This is a genomic window from Methanobacterium spitsbergense (assembly GCF_019931065.1).
GTDB lineage: Archaea > Methanobacteriota > Methanobacteria > Methanobacteriales > Methanobacteriaceae > Methanobacterium_B > Methanobacterium_B spitsbergense.
This window is the reverse complement of sequence record NZ_JAIOUQ010000009.1, coordinates 279,839-306,552: the sequence shown is the minus strand read 5'-3', so window position 1 is coordinate 306,552 and position 26,714 is coordinate 279,839. Positions and strand designations below refer to the sequence as shown.

Below are 26,714 nucleotides of genomic sequence, written 5' to 3'. Positions count from 1 at the left end.
TAGATCCGTTGCAGCATCAAATGTTACAGGTTATAATTTGTTTATATTTGGAAGTCCAACATACGGTGGCAATCCATCAGGTCTTGTTAACTCATATATTGAGAATTTAAATCTACCACAAAATGTTACAGTGGGAGTTTTCACTGTGGGAAGCGTATCAACTCAAGATTCTAATCTTGTACTCCAACAATCACTTCAAAACAAAACAGTAACTGTGAAGATGTCCAAGAAATTCGATCAATCAGCAGTTCAAAACAACTATACCACTTATATAAATGAGATTATAGCATAAGCCTAAAATAAAGACTTATTTATAAAAAATTAACACAAATCCATTGATATTTCTTTTTTTTTAAAATAAAATAAATATCCAAAATTAAACTTTAAAAAAAATTTGTTTAGTTTATTCATAAAACTATTTTCATTGAATTGTTTTTTCTATCTCAGATTTGAATAATTGGTATACTTTTTCAGCACCGATTAGATCGTTTTTAATTTCCCATTCAGATGGATGTGAAATAAATGGATAGGATTGTTCGCCTCCAATTCCACCATGACTACCAACCAGCTCTTCAAATGCTGCTACTTCATTGCTTATAGGATCATACATACTCATAACCAGTACATCTGGAGTGTATCTGAATGTATTCGTTCTTCTTATATGATCCGCTGCATTTGGGCCGAAGTTAAGAAGAGGATTCTCTCCTTCAAAAGTATCATCATTTAAATAATAAGTTCCTTTATTACCAATTACTAGTGGGCCATATTTCTCAGAATTAACAAGTATAAATCCTATTCCAGTATGTTGTGCAAGACCGGGCATAAGATCTGGATATATCTGTATCAACTGTTCATAGTTGAGTCTTTCAGTGTAATCTGTTAAATATACCATTCCCAAATTACCCGAAGCCAGTACGTTTACATTAGCATCAAGCTGGGTTACTTCTTTAGGTTTCACTCTATATTTTTGTATATATTCGTTAACATCTTCTGTTTTATCTTTGAAATAACCTTTAACCCTATCTCCTGGTGCTGTGAATGCCACTCCGAAGTGGTCTCCTGTAGTTGGAGACATGTCTGCAAATATTTGAGCTTCAGCAGGGAGTAATCCTCTAACTAGTTCTTCTAATGTTAGATCATAGCGTTGTTTGAATGTTGCACCATTAGTTTGACCATGATCAGAATGTATAACCAATTTATACTTTCTGTGGGCAAGTAATGAAGCCATTTCCACACGGTGGAACTGTTTATCAATACTTTTAAGGGCATTAAATGAATCTTTATCCCTTGTACCAGAATGGTGGGCAATTTCATCATAACCTAGATATGTAACATATGCCACGTCAACATGTCCTTTAAGAACATCACCAATCAGCGCTAAAGTTGTTATTTCTCGTAAAAATACATTGGCACCTGCCCTTACAAACGGATAGATAAATCCACGTTTAATACGTGGATTAATATTTTTTATTGTGTGCATTAACTGTGATTTGTAATCAAGAAGACAATCGTATAAAAATAGGGATATTATCCTGCTGAAGTTAGAGGAATTAGAAAAAACATAACGCCATGCACGGTTATAAAATTTTCCTAAATCTTTCATTTTACTGAATGTAAATATAACATCCTTTGCATCACCTGAAAAAAGATTTGATCTGCTTGCACCATTTAGTGAAAGTAATCCGTTTCCATCTGATATTCTCTCTTCAACAATTGGAGCATCACTTAACCCTGTTGATACCATGAATTTATTATTATTTTCCTTTTCAACCCAGCGAAATGCTACTATATCTCTATTGTTACCGTGTAAAATTCCTGCTTGGCTTGCACCTGTTTGGCTTGAAAGATCTGTTTCCCATCCACTTAATACATGTATACCCTCATCTAACCATCTTTTAAGAGTGGGCATGTATCCCTTTTCCACTGCTTCCAATAGAATGTTCTTTGCCAGGCCATCAATTTCCATGAATACAATGCCCGGTTTATCTTTTATATTTTTTTTATCAAATTTCTTGACATTTTTTCTTATTGCTCTATACCATGATGCATCATCATCTATGGTTATGATACCGGCGAGTAACGTTGAAATTGCAGCCATTCCTATAGGTGCTAAAATTAAGGCAGCACCATCAATGGAGATGCCTCCAACAAAAACCGTTGCAAACCAGATTAAAGCCCCATTTATCAACAAAGAACCTATCCCTACTGTAAAAACCATGAATGGGAGTAAAATACGAGATAAAATAGGCCAAAGTAATGCATTTAATATACCTACAATCCCTGCAGCAACAAAAGCACTTTCCCATGAATCTAATGATAATCCAACAGAAAGATAAGCAATCATGAGAAATCCTAATGAAGAACCTATCCAAAGTATTATTGTACGCCAAAACCAATAAAATCTTGATTTATGATATTTCTTGTCATAATCTTCCATGTGAACCACCAATTAAAATTCTTTCTGTTAGAAAATACTATTAGATATTAGATTTTATAAATTGTCTATAAATTTAAACTCTTTTAATATTTTAGCCACTTATACAGTAACAATAATGATTAATTGGGATAAGATTAAATAAAATTTTGCAAATTCTATTCATTTATATTTGTTAGTTGTAAATAACTTGTTAATAATAATAGTTATTCTAGCAATTTAATCATAAGTGATGATAATATAACAACAAAACTAGGAAAAGTTATTAAATTAAGAACTGAAGGAAAATAAGCATTAGATTGAAAATATTCCTAACTAATACTATTCCTTATATCAAAAATAGAATGAATATTCGGTGAATCAAAATAATAATTTAAACTATTATTTCATAATGAAATTTAATTAAAAAAAAATAGAAAAAAAGGGATTGGATTAAATAGAAAGTTTAGAAATTCTATTCATGGCTTCTATAGTATTTTCAAGTGTATTGAAAGCTGTTAACCTGAAATAACCTTCTCCACTTGGACCAAATCCTACACCAGGTGTTCCAACTATATTAGCCTTGTTAAGGAGTAAGTCGAAAAATTCCCATGAATCCATATTTTCCGGTGTTTTAACCCAAATATACGGTGAATTCATTCCACCGTAGACTTTTATACCAATTTTTTCCATACTTTCCCTTATTATTCCTGCATTTTTAAGGTAATATTCAATTGATTCCTTGATTTCTTTTTGACCCTCTGGTGAATAAACTGCTTTGGCAGCTACCTGTACCGGATAGGACACTCCATTGAATTTGGTTGTCTGACGTCTGTTCCATAATGAATTAAGATCATGTGTCTTCCCTTCAGAATCAACTGCTGTTATATCTTTTGGTACAACTGTAAATGCACATCTTGTACCTGTAAATCCTGCATTTTTTGAGAAACTTCTAAATTCTATTGCAACTTCTTTAGCACCTTCAATTTCATAAATACTTCGAGGTATATCTTCTTCAGTTACATATGCCTCGTAGGCTGCATCAAAGAGGATTATTGAATTATTTTCTTTTGCATAATCAATCCATTTAGTTAGCTCTTCTCTTGTAAGAGCTGTTCCAGTGGGATTGTTGGGCAGACAGAGATAAATTAGATCAACTGGTGTTTCTGGAAGTTCTGGTATGAAATTGTTTTCAGCTGTACATGGTAAATATACAATTCCTTTGTATTGTCCATTATCCTGCATTGGGCCGCTTCTCCCTGCCATTACATTACTATCAACATATACTGGGTAAACAGGGTCGGTAACTGCTATTATATTCTCAAGTCCAAATATTTCTTGTATATTGGCTGTGTCGCATTTGGCTGCATCACTTATAAAAATTTCATCTGTAGACAATTCAACTCCAAGTTTTTTATAATCTTTTTCTATTATTTCTTCTCTCAAAAATGAGTAGCCCTGTTCTGGTCCGTACCCCATAAATGATTCAACCTGTCCCATTTCAAGTACTGCACTCTCAAATGCATCTACAACTGCCTTAGGAAGTGGGCGTGTTACATCTCCTATTCCCATTTTAATTACCTGTGCATCTGGATTTTCTTTTTGAAATTTTTCAACTCTTCGGTTGATCTCGGCAAATATATAGTTGCTTTTCAAAAGCAGGTAGTTTTCATTGATTTTTACAGACATTTTAATTAAACCTCATTAAAATTTTTTTTATTATATTAAAAAGCTTTCATCCAATTTAGATCTAAATTAATTTTATTGAATAAGATTGCTCTTTTTATGTTGAATAATTCATTTATGTGCAAAGTAGAACTGGATCTCTTTATCTGTTACCTTATCTACACGTGCAAATCCAAACCTTTCAAACTGTACTACATCATCCACTTTAACATTTACAGCCGATGGTTCTACAAATCCTGTTGTAACAGTTGCATCGGGCATTACAACTTCGGCTTTTATGGATCCTTCTACAGGCACCCACTGTATGATCATTGCTTTGGCTTTTCTTGCCTCTTCAAGGTCATTGCTGTGATAAGAAGTTGTTCCTTTATTAAAACTCACGTTTACTGTATCAATAAGTCTTAATATTCTTCCATCCTGAGTTTTTTTAAGATCTTCTGTAGTGATATAAAGTTCTGGTCTAAATGGAATTTCACGACTGCCCCTTTCAGGATAGTCTGGGTGTAATGGCCTTTTTATTATTCCAATTTCAGATTCTGGAAGGTTTTCTATTTTTATCTTTGTGGGATTAGGGACATAGAAGTACCTGTTTGATGTTTCTTCGAGTATTGTACGGTTCAGTCCATATACTTTCTTCCAGCTTACTGTTGCATCTGATATTTTGGGTCCGATCTCCATCATTAATTCAGTTATTGCTTCCTGTTTTATTCCCCTACGTGCAATTGCACGTATAGTTCCTAATCTTGGATCATCCCACCCTGTATACAATCCGTCTTCAATTCCCTGCCTTGCTTTGGATGTGCTCAATGCTACATCTTCCATTTTAAGTCGTCCATAGTGTATGAAAACTGGTACCTTCCATCCAAAGTGGTTGTAGAGATATCTTTGTTTTTCACTGTTTGCAAGGTGATCTTTTCCTCTTAGTACATGTGTAACACCCATTAAATGGTCATCAACAGCTACAGAGAAATTCATCATTGGATAAATTTTATATTTATTTCCTGTTAGGGGATGTTTTTCATCTACAACTCTCATTGCTACCCAGTCTCTTATGGCAGGATTTTTATGTTGAATATCTGTTTTTACTCGGAGTACTGCTTCTCCTTCACCCATGGTTTCCATTTGTTTCCACAGTTTCATACTGTGTTCTACTGGTAGTTCGCGGCAAGGACATGGTTTTGATTCATCTTTAAGTATTTTAAAGTCTCCTCCCTTACATGTACACATGTAGGCCTTTCCCATTTCTATGAGTTTTTCAGCGTATTCATAGTATATTTCTATCCTGCTACTCTGTACATATTTTTCCTGCCATTCCACACCCAACCACTTTAGATCTTCCTCCATCATTTGGTAAGCGTTAGGGTCAACCCTTCGAGGGTCTGTGTCTTCAATCCTAAGAATTAGCTTACCTCCATAACGTTTAACATATTCTTTGTTCAACACTGCCGCCCTTGCATGTCCGATATGTAGGGGACCCGATGGATTTGGAGCAAAACGTAGCACAACTTCCCCTTTAACATCTGGAAGATCAACAAGTCCTTTCTCCTCTACAGGTTTCTTCTCTTTCATTCCGCCGAGTTTGTCCAGTTCTGATTTCTGAAGTTCAGGATCCATTGAATTTACCTTTGTAACAATTTGGGATGCAATTTGTGCAATTTTTTTGGCTTCACTTCTTAGTTCGGCATGTGTTGCCATTACAGAACCCATAATAGCACCATTACTTGCTTTACCCTTATGTTTCACTGCGTTTATCAGTGCATGTTTGTAAACAATTTCTTCAAGGTTACTCATGAAAATCAACTCCAGTATAAGCCTGATAATTTTTTATTATCATTAAATTTTGTGAAATAAACTTAATTATTTGATAATTATGAAAAAATTTTTTTAATATAAGAAAAAAATGTTATTTGATGAATTTTGAAGGAAATATTTATTTTGTTTTAAATATTTTCTTATTTGTTTCTCTGTAGAACATAGTCTGCAATCTTTGCAAGCGCAAATGTTGCTTCTGATTCTTCCAGTGTTTCCAGTAATTTTTTAGCATTTTCAACATGTTCATGTGCAATGTCATGAGTGTAGTTTATTGAACCATATTTCTCAAAAAGTTCCATTGCTCTTGCCACATTTGTATCTTTATCTGCCTTTAATATGGACACTAACTCCTCTTTATCCTTATTTGAGGCATTTGAAAGTGTGTGTACAACCATTAAGGTCATTTTTCCTTCGATAATGTCACTTCCAACAGGCTTTCCAAGATTTTCTTCATCGCTTATAACATCAAGGTAATCATCCTGTATCTGGAATGCGAGTCCAATAAGCCTACCATATTCTGTTAGAGTTTCAACTTGAACTGGTGATCCTCCACCAATTATTGCACCTGATCGTGTTGCAGCTGAAATAAGAGCCCCTGTTTTCTTGTAGATCATGTTCATATATTCATCTTCACTGACATCGAAGTTTCCCTCAAAGCACATGTCAGATGCCTGTCCTTCACATATTTTGATACATGAATCAACAACTGTTTTAAGGGCTTCTATAACACGTTCGTATGAAACACCATCTACTTCTGTTTGTAGAACAGTTTCAAAAGCTTTTGAGAATAGCGTATCACCTGCGAGTATTGCCATTGGCTCTCCCCACATTACATGTACACTTGGTCTTCCCCTTCTCTTATCATCTTTGTCCATTATATCGTCGTGTATCAATGAAAAAGTATGTATAAGTTCCACAGCAGCAGCGGTTTTAAGTGCTTCTTCTGCATGTCCACCAACTGCTTCTGAACTTAATACAACAAGGGAAGGGCGGATTTTCTTTCCACCAGCTTCTATAAGATGTAGTGTTGATTTTTGAAGTTCATCAGGGTCAACTGAGATAAGTGAATTTTTTATCTCTTCATCTATGCTTTTTGAATATTTCTTTAAAATGTCAACTACTTCCATCAAACTCCTCCATTAAACACCTGTGCCTGTCCATTACGTAATATATGAATATCATTACCTAATTTGTAACCTTCTTCCTCTGCAAGTTCTGTGTATGCAGCCAACATATTCAAATTACCATGTGATGGTATTAGATGTTTAGGGTCGAGCATTCTTATGAAATCACGATGGTCTTCTTTGCCTGCATGACCAGAAACATGTGCATTGGTAAATATTCTTGCACCACTTGATTTAAGTCTTCTTTCCATTAGGTTACGGTTGGCTATGTTCATGGGGTTGGGTATTACAGATGCAGATATAACAACATTGTCTCCGGGCCTTACATTGAACATGGTTTTACCATTTGCTATCCTTGGAAGGAGTGCATCTGGTTCTCCCTGGTGTCCTGTTGCAACAAGTACATATTCGGATCTGTTTTCATCTGCCCTTGCAAGAGCTCTGTTTACCGCCTTTGGACTTCCATAAACACTTGCAGTTTCTGGAAGTTTAAGTATTCCCATTGTTTCTGCCATTGTACAATAACGTTCCATTGACCTTCCTAAAAGTAGGATTTTACGGTTACTCTCATCTGCAATATTACAGATTGCCTGAATCCTCTCAATATGTGATGAAAAGGTTGTTATAAGCATTCCAGTATCTTCTTTTAATGGTTCTTCCATTATATCCTTGAGCACCAGTCTTGCAATTTTCTCTGAGTGAGTTTTCAATTGATCATCTTCAGCTGCTCGAGTCGTGTCAACTATAAGTGCTAAAACTCCTTTTCGCCCCAGTTCTCTGAATCTCTGATAGTCTGGTGGTGGTGAAAGTGTCTGGTGGTTGTCAAATTTAAAATCGTTTGAATATACAATTATACCCTCTGATGTGTGTAGTGCAGGTGTAACTGTCTGCGGTATACTGTGGGTTGTGCGTACAAATTCCAGTGTTATGTCTGGAGATATTTGAATTTTTTCTCCTGAATTTAATACTTGAAGTGGATTTGTGACTTTGAACTTCCTTTCTCCCTTTATGGTTTTCTCGATTAATGCCATTGTGTATGGTGTGGCTATTAATGGAGCTTCATATCTGTGTGCTAGTTTTGCAACTGCTCCTATATGGTCCAAATGTCCATGTGTAAATACTATTGCCCTTACCTTTCCATCTACATCCTTCATAAGTGTGTCGTCTGGTATGATTCCCCTTTCAATAAGGTCCAAACTGTGCATTCTTGCTATATCTGTGTCTTCATGGATATGAATTCTATCTAGGTGTATTCCCATGTCGAATATTACAACATCTTCACCCACCTTTATAGCAGACATGTTTTTGCCTACTTCTTCATATCCTCCTACTGCTATTACTTCAACGCTCATTCTGTGATCTCCTCGCGTATTTTTTTGTGTCGAAACCTCTTTCATTGAGCCATTCCCTTGTATTGCCTTTAATAATAAGGTCTGATTTTCTAAGTTCTGCTATGTTTGATGCTCCGACAAGGAACATTGCAACGCGGAGTTCCTCATTAAATTTATTAAGTTTATTAATTACTGATTCGTGTCCAATATAAGCTTCTTTCAAAAGTGGCAATGCAATACCTACTGCATCTGCCCCCAAAGCTAAAGCTTTGGCCGCATCTAAACCGCTTCTTATACCGCCGGATGATATTACTGGTATTTCAACTGACTCACAAACCTCTACAGTACTTGCTGCACTTGGTATTCCCCAGTCCCAGAAAAGATCTCCCATGGATCTGTCATTTGCCCGGTATGTTTCTACAGCTGCCCAACTTGTTCCACCAGAACCTGCAACGTCTATTGCACTAACTCCGGCACTTTCAAGTTTTATAGCATCTTCTGCTTTGATACCTGCACCAGTTTCCTTGGCTATAACCGGTAATTTAAGGGTTTTTGAAATTTCTTTTATTGCATTAATATGTCCTCTTGCATTTACATCACCCTCAGGCTGTATAGCTTCTTGTAATGGGTTTAAATGTACTGCAAGCGCATCTGCATTTATCATATCAACTGATCTTTGTGCCAATTCAATTTGTTGACAGCCAATGTTACCAATTATAAATGATGATGGTGCTTCTTCTCTCACAACTGTGTATGTTGATTCGAGTTCGGGATTTACTATTGCTGCTCTCTGGCTTCCAACACCCATCCCAATATTGAGTGTGTTCACTGCCTTTGCAAATTCCCTGTTAATGGATAATGCAGCTGGATGTCCTCCAGTAATAGCAGATATTAAAAAAGGTGAATCCAATTTTTTACCAAGGAATTCTATTGAAATATCAATGTCTCCCTTGTTCACCTCTGGAAGGGCTTTGTGGACGAGTTCTATCTCCTCAAATCCTGTTTTCTTCCTGTATTCAACTTCGCAGTTTTTACACAGGAGTAAATGTTCTAATTTTCTGTCTGAAATCATTTTTTTTCCTTCATTTTTCATTTCGTATTAAAGTTCCTATTCCTTTTTCACCGTTTAGGGCTTTTTTTATATTATTATCGTGATTTGCATTGATTATTTCCGATTCAATACCAATTTTGGCTAGTTCTAGTAGTTCACCGAGTTTTCCACCCATACCGCCAGTTACATCTACTGTCTGAATATTATCTGTTGATTCCAGTTCTTTGTAGGATGTAACCACTTTCATAAGATGTGCATCGGGATATTTCTTTGGATCCCTATTATATATCCCGTCAACATCAGAACCTAGAATAACCTTTTCAGGCTTCAGATTCTCTGCCAGATATTTCACAATCTGATCACCAGATAGTACTGCCATTTTAATTTTTTTGTCCATGTCAAGTACAACATCGCCGTATAGTACTGGAACAAATCCTAAGTCTAAATATTTTGAAATTAAATCCAAATCTGCATTTATTATACGTTTGTTATGTGTTTCTATGAATGATGATGGTTGTATTGACACTGCTGGGATTTCTTGTTCCAATAGATGTTGACATACCTGTGCATTCAGGTTTTTGACCGAATTTTGAGTTTTTGAGAACCCCATTTTTTTTCTGGTAAGTTCTTGTGTAGATTTTATTTCACTGCCTATGGCATACTCTTTGGCGTATGGATGGCCAAATGAACCTGCTCCATGCACCACAATTAATTTATGATGGGATGAGTTTGATATTTCTCTGGCAATTCTAGTTAGATTATTTGAATCCAGAGTAGGAGTTAATGAATCCTTGCGGGTTATAACGCTTCCACCAAGCTTTAAGATTATCAATTAAGCACCATTATTATTTGTAAATTTATTTTGTATAATTCATTATTATGTAACAAAAATTTTTTAGATAAATTATAATTAATTTTATATCTGCAAATTTTTGTTCTTATTTACTTTTATGATTTTATAATATTTTTTTTTTGGAATCTATTCTTTGGATTCCAGTCTAACTCCCTCAACGGATATATTTATTTTGAAAGCATTTTCAAATTTATTTATACAAGATATTACTTCTTCTACTCGTCCGGGGCAGTAGGCTATTATGCTTCCACCTCCACCTGCTCCTGTTATTTTTGATCCGAGTGCACCTGTTTTACGGGCAAAGTAAACCATTTTTGATAATTCTTCTGTATTTACGCCTAATGAATCCAGTAGTCCATGATTAATATTCATGAGTTCCCCAATCTTCTGTTGGTCTCCATTTACTAATGCTTCACGTGCATGGTTTGTAATTGATTCCATTGAGTTGAGTATTGGATTCATTATTTGTGGATATTTTTCCACTTTAAGTTTTACAGTTTCTACTAATTTTCCTGTGTTGCCTCTTTTGGATGTGTATCCAATTATTATTGGAATTTCTGTATTTATATCCAGGGTTATGATTTCTTCAGCATCTTTTGAAAGGTAGATTACTCCACCATGGGTGCTGAGAGTTGTGTCAATGGGACTTGCTGCACCCTGTACTTCCAGTTCAACCTGGTGGGCTTGTTTTGCTATTTCGTCCCTTGTAAGATTTATGTTGTTGTATATTGATGAAGATAATATTGTTGCAACTGTAACAGCTGCTGATGATCCTAATCCTGCACCTATGGGTATGTCAATATTTATGGTTACTTCCAATCCATCTTTTGTATTTGTTTTTATGAGGGATTTCAGAACGTATTCTAGGATATTTTTCTTCTCATATTCTCCATTATCAAATTCTATTAATCCTCTTTCAAGGTTTAAAAATCCTGATACTCTCAGTTCTTCTACATTTACATGGGTTCGGTTGTCTTCACGTTTTTCTATTTTTACGTAGACCCTTCTGTCAACTGCAGCTGCTATTGCTGGTTTGCCATAGACTACTGCGTGTTCACCGAACAGGATTGTTTTTCCTGGTGCAGATGTAGTAACATGCTTTGTATTTAACATGATGATCATTAAATGAATTTTAATAAATTTTAATGAAAAATTTATATTTAATATCAAGATTTTATTTGCTAGATTTTTATTATAAACCGGGGAATACCCATTTTTTTTATTTTCTAAATTTCTATTTTGATGAATTTTAAATAGGGACTATATTTTCTGGGATGATTTTATCTGAACACTGCGGATGCGTATGCAACCACAGAACTTTTATCTCCTGTTGTGTCCCCGCTTGTTGCATATTTTTTTACTTCGCAGTTAGTGGCTCCCATTTTCTTTGTTGCAACCATTGTTGCTGCTACTGGACCGTATCCACACATACTAACATTGAGCTGTTTTACACGGTTCATCATTAGTTTTTCATCCATTGCTTTAATTGCATCTATTACTTGCATATCCTGTGCTTCAGCAATGTTTTGAGGTTGGTAGTGTGTGAAGTCTGTGCTTGCAATTACAACTACATCCCTTCCAAGTTTACTGGCTGTTTTCTGGATTGAATCACCAATTTCAATTGCTGTTTCTAGGTCCTGCATCCACATGGTCACAGGAACAAATTGGAAATCTGGATTTAAATACTGGAGAAATGGCAGTTGAACCTCTGCACTATGTTCTTTTATATGTGCAGCAGGATTTACATCTATTATACCTGCATTTTCCACCATAAGGTCTGCAAATTCACTGTCTATATCTACTAATCCTAATGGTGTTTCCCATGATCCTTGGTTCATGGTAGATATTCCTGATCCCATTCCTGTGTGGTTGGGGCAGAGTATTATAAAGGTTTCTGGAAATCCATCCTCTGCAATTTCATAGTAACTGTGTGCTGCAACAGGTCCTGAGTAAATGTACCCTGCATGAGGTGCTATAACACCTTTAATATTTCTTTTGTCTCCAATTTGGGGAATGCTTCCAGGACCTAAATGGTGTTGGAAGCACCACTCTATTTGTTTTCTAAGTGAATCAGGATCTATTTCATAAAAAACTCCTGCAACTGCAGGTTTTCTTATCATAAAACCACCTCTACTTTTTTTATGTAAAACAAATTATTTTTGAGTTAAACAAAATTTTCATTAATGCGGGTATTATAGTTCCTTTGCACGGCTTAATTTCATTAATCTATCTATTTTACATCTTCAGTTCGAAGTCTGTTGGAGGAATATCTAGATCTTTGTCTTCTGCTAAGTCTCCTCTTCCTCTGAGTGTTTGTCTGGCTAATAACCAGTAGACTAATGCTATTGCTTTTCTTCCCTTGTTATTTACTGGTACAACAATATCCACATTTCCAAGAAGGTTTTCTGTATCGCATAATGCCACTACAGGAATTCCTATCTGTCTTGCTTCAATTATTGCCTGTGAATCTGATCTTGGATCTGTTACAACCAGTACTTTAGGTTCTATGAATTTAGCATAATTTGGATTGGTTAATGTTCCAGGTATGAATCTTCCAGGTATTGTTTTTGCTCCTGTGATCTGGCCGAATTTTTTAACTGGTGCCTGTCCATATTGTCTGGTTGATACAACCAGTATATCATCTGCGTCATATTTTGAAAGGAATTTTCCTGCAGCCACTATTCTGTCGTTAGTTTTTCTAACGTCAAGTACGTAAAGACCATCTGCCCTTACTCTGTATATATAGCGCTCCATATCCTTAGTTTTTTGCTGTGTACCAATGTGTAAACCTGCTGCTAAATATTTGTCCAATGGAATTAATAGTTCTGACAACTTATCACCCTCATATTTGATATTTAAATTTATTTGTAAAATTTTTTTTTTGTTGTATTTTTAGAATATGAATTTAATCATCATCTTCAACTACAACTGCTTCGTTTGGGCAGACATCCATGCATACTTCACATAGACTGCATTCTTCTTTGTTCTGTATTACAACTTTTTCCCCATCAAGTATGAGAACTTCCATTGGGCAGACATCTATGCATTCTGCGCAGTCTGCTCCTTCACATTTATCGTGGTCTATTGTTATTTTAACCATATTTTTTATCTCCAATACATTTTTTTTGTTCATCACATGGATGAATTAGCTTGCATAGATTATCAATGCTATTTTTCAATTGTTTTTATTTTTAATCCACAACATAATATCCTGTACAATAGTTACAAGGATGTTTGGTTTTTTTTTAGCTTACCTATATTTGGTTATATCTGCCATTTTAGGGTTGCTCATTTCTTCTTCTATTCTTATAAGTTCGTTGAGTTTGGCTATACGTTCTCCGCCAACAGCACCTGTCTTGATTATTGGACATGAAAATGCCACTGCAAGGTGGGCTATTGTATCGTCTGTTGTTTCACCTGAACGGTGTGATACAACTGGTACGTATTTATTATTACGGGCTAACTCAACTGTCTTGTAAGCATCAGTTAAAGTTCCTATCTGATTTGGTTTGATTATAATTGCATTTCCTGCCTGTTTATCTATTCCCTCTGCCAGTATTTCAGCATTGGTCACAAATAAGTCGTCACCACAGATAAGGGCTTTTTTACCGGATTTTTTGGTTAGATCTGCAAATCCTTCAAAGTCACCTTCTCGGATCGGGTCTTCAACAAAGTAGTAGCCATAGGTGTCTATTAATTCTGCAACATAGTCAACCTGTTCGCCTGTACTTCTTCGTATTCCTTCTTTTGCATAGACATATTCCTTTGTTTCTGAGTCCCAGAATTCACTTGCTGCCATGTCCATTGAAGGTTTTACAAGTACACCTGTTTCATTGCTCACTGTTTCACATGCCTTGACTTGTATTTCAATGGCTTCCTGATTGGTGAGGTTGGGTGCCCATCCTCCTTCATCTCCTTTTCCGCCTGTGAAAGTTTTATCCTTGGCTTGTATGAGTTCTCTGATCTTCTTGTGCACGTTCACGTTGGTAAACACTGCTTCAGTTATAGTTTCTGCACCCACTGGAACTACTAAAAATTCCTGAATATCTGGTGCATTTTTACCTGCGTGTGCTCCTCCGTTGATCATGTTTCCAAGGGGAAATGGAATTTCTGTCTGCATGTTTCCGCCCAGGAATCTGTAGAGTGGCATGTTGTAGGATGAAGCAGCTGCTTTGGCTGTTGCCATACTAACAGCAACTGTTGTGTTACCGCCGATGGAAGCTAGATTTTCTGTACCGTCGATTTCCTTTAAAACAAGGTCTATCTCGTTGAGGTCTTCTGCATCCATTCCAATAAGCTCTGATGAGATTATATCTTCAACTTCACCTATTATTTTGTCCACCCCTCCCTCAGGGAATGCAACTACTTCACGAGCTCCGGTACTTGCTCCGCTGGGAGCTGCAGCCCGTCCAAAACCGTTCCAGGTTACTACATCCACCTCTAGGGTTGGGTTTCCTCTGCTATCTAAAATTTTTCTTACACGAATGTCTTCAATAACGCTGTCCACAAAAACACCTCTTTCTAAAAAAATAGTGGTTATTTAGGTTGTTTTGGTTATTAAATTTGAATAATTTAATTAAATAAATTTATTTTTCCTCGAGAATCATAGAAAAACTTGGATTTCATTTAAATAGAAATTAAACAGTTTTTCTTCTGACATCTAGTGGTAATTTATTCTTTTTAAGTTCAAGCAAGGCAATGTCTATTGGATCAATAGAATCTGCTTGGGATACATCTACCTGTGGATCTGCACCCATAGATAATTGTAATGCTCTTGCACCTATTATTCTTGCTCTTTCAAACCTTGTGAGTTTTTTAGCAGCCATAATATCTTCTCCCTATTAAATTATTTTTTTTTTGTCATAGAAATGAAAGTGTAGTGGGGCCGCCGAGATTTGAACTCGGGTCTCCAGCGTTCCGGTGTATTAATTGACCATCCCCGTTCCAGTCGATGAAATATATTAACTTGGAAAATTATTCAAATTTGATCTAAACTTTTGGATAGAAATTTCGGTTACAGAAATTTAATTTTTAAGTGTAGAAATATAATTTCCTAGGCTGGATACTTCTTTCAATGGCTGAGAGGATGGACCAAGCTACCCTACGGCCCCTATGATAAATTTTTTACCATACCTCTACATGTGCTATGAACATTCTTCTGCAACAGTACCTTGAGATTCCAAGTTCATCTAAAACTTTCTTAGGGTCTTCCCCTTCTTCGGTTCTTTTTTGGTAGTCTTCAAAGTATGCAGATACCACTTTACCGCAGCTTAAACATCTTACAGGGATCATTTTGAATCAGCTTACCTGTAACTCTTTTGTTTCCTTGCTCTTGCTCCGGGACCACCATATTTTTTAGGTTCGGAACGGCGCGGATCTCCAACCAGCATGGTTCTGTCGTACTGGTTATATTTTTCTTTAAGTTCCATGTCGCTGGTCCATTGTACAAGTCCTTTGGCTATTACCATTCTGGCCGCCTCAGCCTGTCCCATAACTCCTCCACCTGCAACCCGTACGTCTATATCAACGTCATTTAAGAGGTCGCCTGCGAGTGTTAATGGTTCTTTTATTTTTAGTCTTGCAAGTTCTGGATCGTATAGTTCAACTGGACTTTTGTTGATCCTGACACGGCCTTTGCCTGTCCTGAATCTGCCCCTTGCTATGGCAGTTTTCCTTTTTCCACTTGTGTGTATTACCTTCTTCATCATTACACCTTTTTATCCTTAAAATTTAGATCCAAGTAATGTTGATACTGTTCCAAGTTCAATGCTCTTGGTTATGTTCTTTGGTTCTGCTTCAGGAATCCTTGTTAGTTCTGCAGATTCAAATTCCGTTGGAACTCCAACATATACCTTTAGTAACTTGAATGCTTCTCTTCCATGGGATTTTTTGTAAGGTATCATTCCTCTTACAGTTCTCCTGAAAATATCATCTGGTCTTCTAGGGTATTTTGGTCCCATATCTCTTGGGTTGGATATGCTAGCCCTGTCTATTCTCTGTTTATATTTATGGTAAGCCCAATCCCTGCCACCAGAAATCATTATTTTTTCAGCGTTTAAAACAGTTACACTCTCACCTGCGAGTATGATCTTGCTGATTTTACTTGCAAGTCTTCCCAGTACGAGTCCTTCTCCGTCTATGATCATATACTACACCTTCTTTATTCTATTATCCTTATTCCGCTTCCCTTAGGATTTTTTTCAACAGCCTCAAGAATGTTCATACATTCTCCTCCTGCTGTTGCAATTTTTTCCTCGGCACTCTTTGAGAAGCCCATGGCTGCAACTTTCACCTTGTGGTCAAGGCTTCCGTTTCCTAAAACTTTTCCTGGCACGAGTATTACTTCATCAGGAGATGTGTACCTGTTTATATCGGATATGTTGACTTCTGCAGTTTTTCTTGTTGGTCTTTCAAGTCTTTTTGCAATGTCCTTCCATATTGCAGCGTCTTCTGAATATGATTTTTCTTTAAGAGTCACCACAATCTTCTTCAGATTGGGGTTTGTCTTTGTAAGTTTCACCATCCTTAAATTCCTCCTTATTTACAAAATTCTATGATCTTCTCAGATTTATCAGATAGGATGTCGCAAGCTCTTTTTAGAACTTCTTCTGGAGATAGTGATCCATCGGTTTCGATTCTGAAAATGTATTTGCCTTCCTGGCCTTCAACAGTTATTGAATTTGTTGTGCATCCTCTTACACAAGTTTTGCACATTGAACAGTTTTCAAGATCAACCACTTTAACAAGGTTTTTCTTTTCATCAAATTCATATACTCCCCTTGGGCATTCTTTTGCACACAATCCACATTCCTCACATGTTTCGGTATCTATGGTTATCTGTGGATAATATTTGTATGCACAGGCTGTTGTTGGCTCCCATTTAGCATGCTCGAGTCCTTGTCCAAGTTTAGCAATTGCTATTAGCTCTACTTCTTCTCCTTCTTTGAGTTTGAGTAGTGGTATTGTATCATTGTAAGGTACTACTTGAGGATCCTGGGATTTTAGATCTCCAGAATATACTGTTTTAGGACCTTTTTCCTTTAGAAGGAGTGATACACTGCATCTTGGGCATGTTTCCTCACAATCACATTCTGATGCCAGTATCATTGATTCTATGTCTGTTGTTAGTGGTACTAGTCCCAGTCTATGTGCCAGGGCTTCGTCAAATATTTTGGCGTCGTTTTTTAAGATCTCCACCGTTTCAACTGCCATTGTTGGGACTTCCACTGTGGATATCCTTCTTATGGCATTTATAAAGGCATCGTTGACCCCTTCTATTGAAAACAACAGAAAGTTCTCATCCTTTTTTTTGATATCTATTTCCATTTTAGACACTCTTCACGCTTTTAAACCCTTCTGCCCCTCTTACCTCCAGGTCTGCCTGTACCGTCGTGTGGTATTGGGGTTACATCTTCAATTTTACCTATTCTTATTCCTGCCCTTGCAAGTGCCCTTATTGTGGCTTGTGCACCGGGTCCTGGAGTTCTTGGTCCATTTCCACCAGGAGCTCTTACTTTTATATGAAGTCCTATTATTCCCTTTTCCTTAACATCTTCAGCAGCACGTGTTGCAGCTTCCATAGCTGCAAATGGTGATGATTCCTGCCTGTCTGCACGAACAACCTTTCCACCAGACCACTGGGTAATGGTCTCTGCACCTGTGATATCTGTTACAGTAATTATGGTGTTGTTGAAGGATGAGTAAACGTTAGCTACGCCCCATTTCTCTTTTTCTGCCATTTATATCACCTTATTTTTATTAATATTACTCATTTTTTTCTTCTGCAGCTGCTGGCTTGGTTGCTTCCTTCATGATCTTTTCCATTGGGGAACCCGGATAAAATCCTATGGTTTGTTCCTCGCCTGTTTTGACCATGTAGCCTGGTGCATTTATTTTTCTGCCGTTCATTGCTATGTGTCCGTGTACAATGAAGATCCTTGCCTGTTTGGCTGTGTTTGCAAGTCCAAGGTTGTGTACAACTGTTTCCAGTCTTCTTCTAAGTACATCTTCAACTGTTAAATCGAGTATGTCTTCGAGTTTTGCATTTGCCTTGAGCATACCGAGTCTTTTTATATGGTTTAAGAGCTGTGCCTTTTCAAGTTCAGCATGTTCTGTATCCATACCGAGTAAGAACCTTGCATCTCTTCTGTACCTTTTAATGGTAGTCTCAGCTTTCCAAACTTCTTTTTTAGTTCTGAGCCCATATTTAACAACTAGCTTGTTTTCTGCTTTTATACGAGCTGCGTTCCATGGGTGTGATGGTGTATCATATTGCTTTCTTGCCTTTCTTGGATGTCCCATATCATAACCTCCTTACTGTGGTCTTCCTCTTCTCCTTCTAACTCCAACAGATTTACCTTTCCTGAAGGTTGACTTGGTTCTCTGACCCCTGACTGGGAGTCCTACCTCATGTCTTCTACCCTTGTAGCTTCTGGTTTTCTTCATTCTGTTTAAGTCGTCCCTTAACCTCATTGTAAGGTCAGATTCTATTAGGTGGACTGTTTCACCAGTTTCATAATCGTTACGCCTGTTTAACATCCATTCTGGTAAATCAAATTTTTGAGGTGCTTTAACAGCCTCTTCAAGAACCAGAACATCTTTATCTGGCAGGTATCCTATTTGCATTGTTGCATCAAATCCAGCAACTGTGCACAGTGCCCGTGATAATGCCCTTCCAATACCTTTGATATCTGCAAGAGCGTTTTCAATTGTTTTTTTACCGTCTACATCCCTACGGGAGATACGGACCATGTGTTTAAATTCCTCTTCCATAAATTAACCTCCACTCTTCGTGTACAATTTTGTAATCTTAGTTTAGTAAAAAATTTTTTTGATTATGATCCTCCAAAAAATTCATTATTTCCATATATCTCAAGAGATTATGAAAATTTTTGATATTTTTTTTCATCCAGATCTATGATCGTTTTTACTTCTAAAATATCTGTGAACGCCGGGACTGGGATTTGAACCCAGGCGGAGACGAACTCCACAAGATTTCCAGTCTTGCGCCTTACCAGGCTAGACTATCCCGGCATGAAAAACCGTCTTTAAACCCTTCAATTTCAACCGTACAGCACAGACAAATAGAAAATACTATTTATCATTCACACTTCACAGTCCTTACTGGTTTTTAAATTTTTAATATTTTTATTTAAATCCAGTACAGGGTTTAAAGTATATATTAATGTGTCTTTTGGCCTCGCCCCTAATGTTATTTTAGAGGTTCTACGGTGTAAATTTCTGGAAGTTAATGTTTAAAGAACAGAATTTTTACTTCCACATCTTTGGATATGTTTCAGGTTCCATAAATACCTTTTTTATATTTACCATTATTCCCTTATTTGATTTCAAGATCCCTGCTGAATTTTCAACAGTTTCACCTGCTGCAACGAGTTCACCTTTAAGTGTGAGTACTCTAACAGTTTCTCCTTTATCAATGTTAGGGGAAAGTTTCAGAATTCCTCCTGAAGCAAGATCTGCACCATGGCATATGGCATCCACAGCTGAATCCCTTACTATAACCTGTTTGAGATGTGTGACTGCTGCTTCCATTGGAAGTATGCATTCTCTGATTTGAGTTTCGTCATTTTCTACAGTTAGGTAATAGTAAGCATCTGTTAGATCTTGAAGTGTTTTAAGTGTTTCGTCTTCAGTGAATGGTCCTGACTTAGTTCTTCTGAGTTCTGCCATGTGGGCACCAATTCCAAGTGCTTCTCCAATATCATGACAGTACTTTCTGATGTAGGTTCCTCCTTCGCAATTTATAAGGAAGAGAACATCCTGTCCATCAATTTCTATGATGTCAATATTGTATATTGTTCGAACCCTTAACTCACGCTTTACAGCGGATTTGAGGGGTGGTGTCTGGAATATTTTCCCTGTAAATTCCTGGAGAATATCCCGAATTCTCTGTTCACTGATTTCCTCATGAAGCCTCATAAGGCATACATATTCCTTAGGAGCGCCTAAAAGCATCTGGATAACACGTGTTGCTTTGTTTATTCCTATGGGAAGTACACCTGTGACTCTAGGGTCGAGTGTTCCACCGTGGCCTGTTTTCTCTACGTGAAGAATCCTTTTTACCCATGAGTCAATCTCATGGGAGGTTGGGCCCATTGTTTTATCTAGATTCACAACTCCGTTGGAGATGTGTTCTTTTATTGGTCGCTCGTCGGGTTTAGATCCAAAATATGGATCTGTTTCACCTTCGGCTTTTATGAGAAGTTCTGCCATTAAAATGACCTGTTAAAGACGTTGCAATTTATTTTTTTTATCTAATATTTGTTTGGGGTTGACTATATTTTGAAACCCTATGTTTTACAACGTCGTATAAACTTAAGCTATTGCTGCTTCAAGTTCTTTTTTTATTGCTTCAACATCATCGGATTTTATTTCTATTGTCTGGTCAACTGGTTCGAGATGTTTTATGTTGCATTTTCTGTTTTTCATTGCTGTTCCAACTACTTCAACAAATTTGTCATCTATGACTTCAACGATAACACATTTCTCGCCTGCTTCCCTTCCTGCTATTTTAACACATATTCTTCCTACTTCTATTGCTGGCATGAAATCACCTCAGTTACTTTTAATATAATCTCTGCTATGCCTTCGGGCTTGAAACTGTGACTGTTTATAACAATGTCATAAACTTCCATATTTCCAATATCGATTCCGTGTATCTCTTGATAACGGGTGGCTTCGCTTTCTCCTCTTGTAATAATCTCTTTTTTTACAGTTTCTCTGGTTTTGCCTTCCCTCATACATATTCGTTCTGTTCGAATATCTTCGGGTGCTACAAACCATATTTTAAGGTCTGCTTCAACGAAGTGCGCTGAAAGTCTACCCTCAACAATTAAATCTGTATATTCTTTGGCTAACTGGGCCTGTCTTCTGTCGATTTCAAGGTCGATTTCATCGTTACCTTCGGCGAATTTACCAAACTCCATTATATCCATACCTTTTTCAACAGCCATTTGACGAAATATTTCGCCAGCTGATAGATAGGGTATTTGAAGTTTTTCCGACAGTATCTTTGCAGCAGTTGTTGTACCGCTTCCTGCCAGACCACCGATGGTGATGATCATTACAACCTTGCCTCTTGTTTGAAGACTTGGCGAGCACACTCTGAACAGAGGTTTCCACCATAAGGCCTGTTAGGTCTTTTCTTTGACTTTGATAGTTTTCTTATTTGGTATGGTCTTCCCCTTGGAACGGAGTGAAGTTGCTTACCACATTCAGCACATATATGCTTGGATGGTAATTTCTTCTTATAGTGAAGAACTGTTTTTCCTCCAGGGGTTTTTTTGAATGTTCTTTTGTATGATCTAGATCTGTACCTTCCTTCTGGCATACACACATCTCCTCAAATTTTTATTTATTTAAATTTATTATAAAGCAAGTAACATGATGTTTTAACCAATAATTGGTTTCATTATAATTTATTAATTATAATTAAATATCCATCGTTGATTTTACTTGCGATATTATCTTTAACTCTGTAAAACTGGTTTTTAAAACTTGTATTCTATATCTTAAAAAGTTTCCAGTAGAACTATAGTTCTGTGTAAAATTTATTTTAGTTACTTAAGATTGGATTTAAAATGTAAATATGTGGTTGAACCACTTTTTTTACATTGCTCCTCCCTTGAGTCCCAGTAATTTTCTCCATATCAGGGACATTGCAAATGAGCACAGTATGTACCATCCCAACCATTCAATTGCAACTACAGGAACTCCAGCAGATTGATGGTAGAATGTATGGAATATTGGTACCAGTAACACATAATATGCAAAGGTTGGCAAATTGAGCCACATTTGGTTTATGAGTGGATTCCCACCCATCCAGTAGAATATTATGATAATTGGCACGAATGTCACAATCATTGGTTTGAAAGAGTTGAACATCATCTCCTTCTGTAGACTCATAAATTCCGTCTGTTTTTTCTGCATATCTGCCATTGCCTTGGGGTCACCTGATTTCTGGGCAGCCATCATATCCTGTTGGAATCCTTTCATTTCCTTTTGCAGGAATTGTAAACGGTCCTGGTCAACTAGTAATTTGTTAGCCACTGTGATAACAAAAGCCACTACTGTAGCTATTATAAATACTCCTATGATTGCCCCGAAAAATGGATTGTTAGGATCGGAAACCAGTGTTAGAAGGGGGTTAAGTATAGGATTTAATACTTGGTTAAGAATTGAAAAGTCCATGTTTTTATTCCTCTCTTAATATAATCGTGTATAATCATTTTAATGTTTTCACCATCTCTTCAACAGCTTCATCTAATCTGTTGTCGTGGTTTTCTATGATCTTTACAGTTGCACCTGTTAGAACTGCATAGGCCATTGCTGCTGCCCTATTCATTTCCTGATGGATGTCAATATCCTTCAGTCTTTCTGAGTCCCTTGTTCTAGTTGTGTCGCTGATGCGTCTTTTTAGAATTTCATCGCCATCCGCTTCCAGGAGAACAAACATATCTGGTTTCAGCTGGTCTAACACCCATTTAGGAAGTCCTGGTAGAAATCCTGATGGTGTTTTTATGGTACAATGTGTGTCAACGATTATGTTACTTTGCTCGGACTTCTCTCTTATACTTTGTGCAGCATTTTCTTGAACTTCCTTTTGCAGGTCTGGTGAAAGTTTCCGGAGTGAATCCCTGTCTTCTACAAGACAGTCACTCTTTGCTATTTCTAGCATAACATCACCATAGTTCACATGCGTATAATCAAGTTCTTCTAATACTTTTGTAAGCACTGTTGTGCTTCCTGATCCTGGAATCCCTGCGATTACAACTAATTTCATTTTGAATCACCTAAAAAATTCCTTAGCATTGGGTGCATGTCCATGAGTTGTTCTTGGGCTATTTCTTCGTATAGTTTGTAGACTATACCAACTGTCAGAAGAACACCTGTTCCTCCTCCAAGTGCGCCTGTTAGATCTGCTCCAAATGCAAGTAATCCAACAAATGCCCCACCAAGTACTGTTATGGCAGGAATATACCGTTTGAGTATCTTTTCAAAGTGTGCTCTGCTGCTTCTGTGACCTGGTATCTGCATTCCCATTCCATGTAACTGTTTTGAAACCTGTTTAGGCCCTATACCACTTAATTCGACCCAAAGTATTGCAAACAATATACATGCTGCTATGAATACAACACCGTATATCAAAACTCTCAAGGGATCGGTAAATAGTATACCAATGGAGTTTGGTGGTGACAGAATATATGCAAGTCCATTTATGGCCTTACCATTGGTTACAGTTCCCAATATTGGGAAACCAAGCTTCTGGAACATGGCTGCGAAAAGTTGTACATTCAGTAATAATGCACTTGTTAATATAACTGGCATGTTACTTGCGTATATGAATTTGAGTGGGTATTTTCCCCTTGCTCCTTTGACTCCCCCATATGATAGGGGTATTTCAACACGCATACTTTCTGCGTAAACAACTATTAGGAATACTACGATGGTGGCTATTACAGGTAACAGTAGATAAAATCCAGGTTGTCCAACTGTTAGTGAGTAGATGAATCCTGGTATTGCTCCAGCTGGTGCCTGAGATCCTGCTGGAACTAGTGGGTTTAATGATCCAACCACTATCTGTTCTGCAACACCTGCTGCAATAAACAGTCCAACACCGCTTCCGAATCCCCATTTTGAAACAACTTCATCAAGGAATATTATTAATATTCCTCCAATAGTTATCTGTAGAATAAGAAGCCATTGAAATCCTGGTGTTGCAGGTAATGCCCCGGTTAGTACAAGGACTGATCCTTCAAATAATGTGAATATGATTGCAAGGAGTTTCTGTGTTCCCTGGAAAAATGCTTTGTCCTCGGGTTTTGAAAGGTCAAGATTAATTATCTTACCCCCAACCAGCAGCTGCAGTATAATGGATGCCGATACTATGGGTCCAATACCTAATGTTATTATTGAACCGAAATTACCAGCCATAACAGCTCTTAAATTAGCAAACTGGTCAACTGCACCTGAACTTAATCCAAATAGTGCTACTAAACCTAGTACGAAGTACAGGATTAATATCACACCTGTCCATTTGATTTTCTCTTTAAATGGTACCCTGTAGGTTGGAGATTTTACCTGGGGTAACAATGAGAAGATTGGTTGTATTATTTCTTTCAATGACCTTCAACTCCTTGCCCTAGAAATACATTAAAATTTCAATTAAAGGGTAATTGCTTCTCCTCCAGCTTCTTCAATTTTTTTGAGAGCTGACTTGGAAAATTGGGGGGATTTAATTGTTAGTGCTTTACTAATCCTGCCCTTCCCTAAAACTTTGTTGTAACCTATTTCAGTCACGTCTATTACTATTTTTTTCTTATCTTTAGTTGCTAATCCTTTGGAAACAAGTTCTTCACATTTTTCATCCAGATAGTCAACATTTACAGGGTTGTATTCATATACACTTCCCTGTGGTCTTTTAAAACCGTATTTACCGAAGTGGTTAGGATCGTACTTGACCATCCATGTCCAGTGGTGTTTGTGTCCACCGGCCAAACCTTTTCCACCTCTATGACCTGCGCCTCTGTTGTTCTTGGAACATCCGCCGGCCATTGTTCTGGAACCTCGCAATTTACATACTTTCCTTGTTTTTCTTATCATTAAATCACCTTGATGATATTTGTAAGTAGAATTTCTGGTAAAATTTTGGGGGATATTTAATTTGTTGTAGAAATATTTTAACAAAGATATGATTTAAACCTTTTAAAAAGGTTTGTTTTAGATCATCTTTGCAACAAGTTCGTTAATATTTCCCCTGTTTCCCAGGCTTCCTCCTTCTTTAAAGCTTTGTTTGGTTGCTTCGTATCCTTTCCTTGGAGGATGTAGTCTGAAAACTGGTTTTATTCCAGCATCTTCAACAGTAGCTTCTCCAGCTACAACAGCCTTTGCAAGTTCTTCTATTGAAGAGAAATCTGTGTTTTCTTTAATATATTCTTCTGTAACATTAACATTACCTGAGAGTTTTCCACGTTTGGTTATGATTTGGGTAATTGTTTCCTCATCAATTTCTCCCCAGGTGATGTAGTCCTTTGCCTTCACTAACATTCCTTTGTAAGTTGGATCTTCGTGTAGGAGGACTAGGTGGTTGATTCTTGTGAGTTTTAACATGGACATGGTGTCTTGTATACCTTTCTTTACACCGGTTCTGCCCCTCACTCTTACTGCTGCGATCATGTTATCACCTTATACTATACATCCTAGATTTTTGAGGTCTCTGGTAGTTGCTTTTACTTTGCTCAGTTCTTTAAGTGCTTCGAAAACTGCTCCTGCAAAGTTTATGGTTGTCTGTGTTTGGCCCATTGTTTGGGACCATACATCGTCTATACCTGCTAGTCCTAGGATCGTTTTTCCAACATTTCCTATTGCTAGACCTACTCCACCAGGTGCTGGTATTAGGGTGACACGAACACTTCCTTTTTTACCTTCAATTTTGAATGGTACTGTGTGTTCCCTACCACAGACACATCCCCAGTCACCGCAGCCTCTTCTAACTTTTATAATGTTAAATTTAGCATTGTCTACTGCTTTTCTTATTGCAGGTCCTACCTCTTTGGCTTTTCCCTGTCCAAGTCCTACGTAACCATTTTTATTTCCAACAGCTACAATAACTCTGAAGTTAACTTTACGACCAGACTTATGCATTCTCTGAACAAGGTTTACATCCATGACCTCTTCTTCAAGGTCGGGTAGTAGTGTGTCTACTATTCCCAGTTCCATTATTGGAAGGCCTTTCTCAAAGATCTCATCGATATCTGTTATTTTGCCTTCTTTAACCAAATGCCCTAACTGGGTTTTTGGTACAAATTCTTCTTTAGTGTAATTATTTGCCATTATACCCCTTCCTCAATCTTCTGTTTTATTGATTCAAAATGATCAGGGAGGTCTTTTGGAGATAGTCCATTTTTAATGTACTGTGAAAACTTTTTCTCCACCTCTTCATCACTTAGGGATTCAGCATATGCTGCAACATGTTCTCCCCTTATCCTTTCATCAACAGGTAATATTACATCGTTGTGAGGTACATTGAGTCCTCCATCAACTGCTCCCTTGAGAACTGCAAATATTTTTGCACCCCTGGTTGAGGATTTAAGGCCTATGTCTAATACAGCATTTTCTATTCCAGCTTTCAGTGCTTTTTTAGCAACTAAAAATCCTGTTAAATATGCTGCAGAAGTGTTCTTTCCACTTCCTAACCATCCCATTTTTTTAAGTTCATTTGAATGTGCAGAAACAATGGTTTCATCCCCATCCACATTAACATTAATTATTTGGGCTATTGTATGCTGGTTTGTAATTCTTACAACCAATCTAGACTTATCTAATCCTATAAGGTTCAGTCTTGCCCTGTAATCTGTTTTTCCTTCTCTTCTTCTTTTAAATGCGAGTTTATATCTTGAACTTTGTGCCAATTTCATTCCCCCGT

General features: G+C 37.1%; 33 protein-coding genes and 2 tRNA genes. 1 reads left to right on the top strand and 34 read right to left on the bottom strand.

The genetic code is table 11. The features are described from left to right. The first annotated feature begins 37 nt into the window (after window positions 1–37). Complete coding sequence (locus tag K8N75_RS09545; protein ID WP_223791811.1) at window positions 38–292, top strand: hypothetical protein; 255 nt, start codon at window positions 38–40, stop codon at window positions 290–292. Window positions 293–421: 129 nt separating this feature from the next. On the opposite strand, the gene K8N75_RS09540 is transcribed toward K8N75_RS09545, so the two are convergent. The 34 genes from K8N75_RS09540 to K8N75_RS09375 all read right to left on the bottom strand — a co-directional run bounded on the left by K8N75_RS09540 (window position 422) and on the right by K8N75_RS09375 (window position 26,700). Then, window positions 422–2,437, bottom strand: a complete 2,016-nt coding sequence (locus K8N75_RS09540; RefSeq protein ID WP_223791810.1) for a phage holin family protein — start codon at window positions 2,435–2,437, stop codon at window positions 422–424. Between the two features lie 429 nt (window positions 2,438–2,866). Then, complete coding sequence (locus tag K8N75_RS09535; RefSeq protein ID WP_223791809.1) at window positions 2,867–4,102, bottom strand: LL-diaminopimelate aminotransferase; 1,236 nt, start codon at window positions 4,100–4,102, stop codon at window positions 2,867–2,869. A gap of 108 nt (window positions 4,103–4,210) precedes the next feature. Beyond that, a complete protein-coding gene (locus K8N75_RS09530; protein ID WP_223791808.1) occupies window positions 4,211–5,890 on the bottom strand; it encodes a glutamate--tRNA ligase in 1,680 nt (559 codons plus the stop codon). A gap of 161 nt (window positions 5,891–6,051) precedes the next feature. Continuing rightward, a complete protein-coding gene (gene idsA, locus K8N75_RS09525; protein WP_223791807.1) occupies window positions 6,052–7,038 on the bottom strand; it encodes a short chain isoprenyl diphosphate synthase IdsA in 987 nt (328 codons plus the stop codon). Then, the gene (locus K8N75_RS09520) at window positions 7,038–8,387 is read right to left on the bottom strand and encodes an RNase J family beta-CASP ribonuclease (RefSeq protein ID WP_223791806.1); all 1,350 of its coding nucleotides are present in this window, start codon (window positions 8,385–8,387) and stop codon (window positions 7,038–7,040) included. Before K8N75_RS09520 ends, idsA begins: the two co-directional genes overlap by 1 nt. After that, window positions 8,377–9,438 (bottom strand): type 2 isopentenyl-diphosphate Delta-isomerase, encoded by a 1,062-nt coding sequence (gene fni / locus K8N75_RS09515; RefSeq protein ID WP_223791805.1) that lies wholly within the window; start codon window positions 9,436–9,438, stop codon window positions 8,377–8,379. The genes K8N75_RS09520 and fni overlap by 11 nt, the downstream gene beginning before the upstream one ends. A 10-nt stretch (window positions 9,439–9,448) precedes the next feature. Further along, entirely contained in the window at window positions 9,449–10,249 is an 801-nt protein-coding gene (locus K8N75_RS09510; protein WP_223791804.1) for an isopentenyl phosphate kinase, read from the bottom strand. Between the two features lie 147 nt (window positions 10,250–10,396). Continuing rightward, window positions 10,397–11,383, bottom strand: a complete 987-nt coding sequence (gene mvk, locus K8N75_RS09505) for a mevalonate kinase (RefSeq protein WP_223791803.1) — start codon at window positions 11,381–11,383, stop codon at window positions 10,397–10,399. Window positions 11,384–11,550: 167 nt separating this feature from the next. After that, on the bottom strand, window positions 11,551–12,390 hold the full coding sequence (amrB, locus tag K8N75_RS09500) for an AmmeMemoRadiSam system protein B (protein ID WP_223791802.1): 840 nt from the start codon (window positions 12,388–12,390) through the stop codon (window positions 11,551–11,553). Between the two features lie 115 nt (window positions 12,391–12,505). Beyond that, window positions 12,506–13,102 (bottom strand): 30S ribosomal protein S2, encoded by a 597-nt coding sequence (gene rpsB / locus K8N75_RS09495; RefSeq protein WP_223791801.1) that lies wholly within the window; start codon window positions 13,100–13,102, stop codon window positions 12,506–12,508. A gap of 73 nt (window positions 13,103–13,175) precedes the next feature. Further along, a complete protein-coding gene (locus K8N75_RS09490; RefSeq protein WP_048191003.1) occupies window positions 13,176–13,370 on the bottom strand; it encodes a 4Fe-4S dicluster domain-containing protein in 195 nt (64 codons plus the stop codon). A gap of 150 nt (window positions 13,371–13,520) precedes the next feature. Beyond that, window positions 13,521–14,777, bottom strand: coding sequence for a phosphopyruvate hydratase (gene eno, locus K8N75_RS09485; RefSeq protein ID WP_223791800.1), 1,257 nt, complete (start codon window positions 14,775–14,777; stop codon window positions 13,521–13,523). 130 nt (window positions 14,778–14,907) lie between these two features. Beyond that, window positions 14,908–15,096 (bottom strand): DNA-directed RNA polymerase subunit K, encoded by a 189-nt coding sequence (locus tag K8N75_RS09480; protein ID WP_223791799.1) that lies wholly within the window; start codon window positions 15,094–15,096, stop codon window positions 14,908–14,910. A gap of 54 nt (window positions 15,097–15,150) precedes the next feature. Further along, window positions 15,151–15,381 (bottom strand) — tRNA-Pro (locus tag K8N75_RS09475). Between the two features lie 13 nt (window positions 15,382–15,394). After that, a complete protein-coding gene (locus K8N75_RS09470; RefSeq protein ID WP_223791798.1) occupies window positions 15,395–15,562 on the bottom strand; it encodes a DNA-directed RNA polymerase subunit N in 168 nt (55 codons plus the stop codon). Between the two features lie 11 nt (window positions 15,563–15,573). Beyond that, window positions 15,574–15,975, bottom strand: coding sequence for a 30S ribosomal protein S9 (locus K8N75_RS09465; RefSeq protein WP_048191007.1), 402 nt, complete (start codon window positions 15,973–15,975; stop codon window positions 15,574–15,576). Window positions 15,976–15,993: 18 nt separating this feature from the next. Next, window positions 15,994–16,416, bottom strand: coding sequence for a 50S ribosomal protein L13 (locus K8N75_RS09460; RefSeq protein WP_223791797.1), 423 nt, complete (start codon window positions 16,414–16,416; stop codon window positions 15,994–15,996). A gap of 14 nt (window positions 16,417–16,430) precedes the next feature. After that, on the bottom strand, window positions 16,431–16,793 hold the full coding sequence (locus K8N75_RS09455) for a 50S ribosomal protein L18e (RefSeq protein WP_048191009.1): 363 nt from the start codon (window positions 16,791–16,793) through the stop codon (window positions 16,431–16,433). Between the two features lie 14 nt (window positions 16,794–16,807). Then, window positions 16,808–17,596 (bottom strand): DNA-directed RNA polymerase subunit D, encoded by a 789-nt coding sequence (locus tag K8N75_RS09450; protein WP_223791796.1) that lies wholly within the window; start codon window positions 17,594–17,596, stop codon window positions 16,808–16,810. Between the two features lie 20 nt (window positions 17,597–17,616). Next, window positions 17,617–18,009, bottom strand: a complete 393-nt coding sequence (locus K8N75_RS09445) for a 30S ribosomal protein S11 (protein ID WP_013644409.1) — start codon at window positions 18,007–18,009, stop codon at window positions 17,617–17,619. A 25-nt stretch (window positions 18,010–18,034) separates the two neighbouring features. Beyond that, window positions 18,035–18,571 carry a 30S ribosomal protein S4 gene (locus tag K8N75_RS09440; protein ID WP_223791795.1) on the bottom strand — a complete coding sequence of 179 codons (537 nt, stop codon included), beginning with the start codon at window positions 18,569–18,571 and terminating at the stop codon, window positions 18,035–18,037. A 12-nt stretch (window positions 18,572–18,583) separates the two neighbouring features. Beyond that, window positions 18,584–19,042 (bottom strand): 30S ribosomal protein S13, encoded by a 459-nt coding sequence (locus K8N75_RS09435; RefSeq protein WP_223791794.1) that lies wholly within the window; start codon window positions 19,040–19,042, stop codon window positions 18,584–18,586. A gap of 176 nt (window positions 19,043–19,218) precedes the next feature. Next, window positions 19,219–19,303 (bottom strand) — tRNA-Ser (locus K8N75_RS09430). Between the two features lie 237 nt (window positions 19,304–19,540). Then, window positions 19,541–20,503 (bottom strand): RNA-guided pseudouridylation complex pseudouridine synthase subunit Cbf5, encoded by a 963-nt coding sequence (locus K8N75_RS09425; protein WP_223791793.1) that lies wholly within the window; start codon window positions 20,501–20,503, stop codon window positions 19,541–19,543. A gap of 102 nt (window positions 20,504–20,605) precedes the next feature. Then, on the bottom strand, window positions 20,606–20,836 hold the full coding sequence (locus K8N75_RS09420) for a 50S ribosomal protein L14e (RefSeq protein WP_048191014.1): 231 nt from the start codon (window positions 20,834–20,836) through the stop codon (window positions 20,606–20,608). Then, entirely contained in the window at window positions 20,824–21,354 is a 531-nt protein-coding gene (gene cmk / locus K8N75_RS09415) for a (d)CMP kinase (protein WP_223791861.1), read from the bottom strand. The genes K8N75_RS09420 and cmk overlap by 13 nt, the downstream gene beginning before the upstream one ends. Continuing rightward, window positions 21,354–21,620, bottom strand: coding sequence for a 50S ribosomal protein L34e (locus tag K8N75_RS09410; RefSeq protein ID WP_048191016.1), 267 nt, complete (start codon window positions 21,618–21,620; stop codon window positions 21,354–21,356). The genes cmk and K8N75_RS09410 overlap by 1 nt, the downstream gene beginning before the upstream one ends. Window positions 21,621–21,898: 278 nt before the next feature. Continuing rightward, a complete protein-coding gene (locus tag K8N75_RS09405; protein ID WP_223791792.1) occupies window positions 21,899–22,480 on the bottom strand; it encodes an EMC3/TMCO1 family protein in 582 nt (193 codons plus the stop codon). Window positions 22,481–22,514: 34 nt separating this feature from the next. Continuing rightward, window positions 22,515–23,072, bottom strand: coding sequence for an adenylate kinase (locus K8N75_RS09400; protein WP_223791791.1), 558 nt, complete (start codon window positions 23,070–23,072; stop codon window positions 22,515–22,517). Beyond that, entirely contained in the window at window positions 23,069–24,412 is a 1,344-nt protein-coding gene (gene secY / locus K8N75_RS09395) for a preprotein translocase subunit SecY (protein ID WP_223791790.1), read from the bottom strand. Before secY ends, K8N75_RS09400 begins: the two co-directional genes overlap by 4 nt. Before the next feature lie 42 nt (window positions 24,413–24,454). After that, window positions 24,455–24,892 (bottom strand): uL15 family ribosomal protein, encoded by a 438-nt coding sequence (locus tag K8N75_RS09390; RefSeq protein WP_048191020.1) that lies wholly within the window; start codon window positions 24,890–24,892, stop codon window positions 24,455–24,457. A gap of 117 nt (window positions 24,893–25,009) precedes the next feature. After that, window positions 25,010–25,465, bottom strand: coding sequence for a 50S ribosomal protein L30 (gene rpmD, locus K8N75_RS09385; RefSeq protein WP_223791789.1), 456 nt, complete (start codon window positions 25,463–25,465; stop codon window positions 25,010–25,012). A gap of 9 nt (window positions 25,466–25,474) precedes the next feature. After that, window positions 25,475–26,122 (bottom strand): 30S ribosomal protein S5, encoded by a 648-nt coding sequence (gene rpsE, locus K8N75_RS09380; protein WP_223791788.1) that lies wholly within the window; start codon window positions 26,120–26,122, stop codon window positions 25,475–25,477. Then, complete coding sequence (locus K8N75_RS09375) at window positions 26,122–26,700, bottom strand: 50S ribosomal protein L18 (RefSeq protein ID WP_223791787.1); 579 nt, start codon at window positions 26,698–26,700, stop codon at window positions 26,122–26,124. Before K8N75_RS09375 ends, rpsE begins: the two co-directional genes overlap by 1 nt. Window positions 26,701–26,714: the final 14 nt, after the last annotated feature.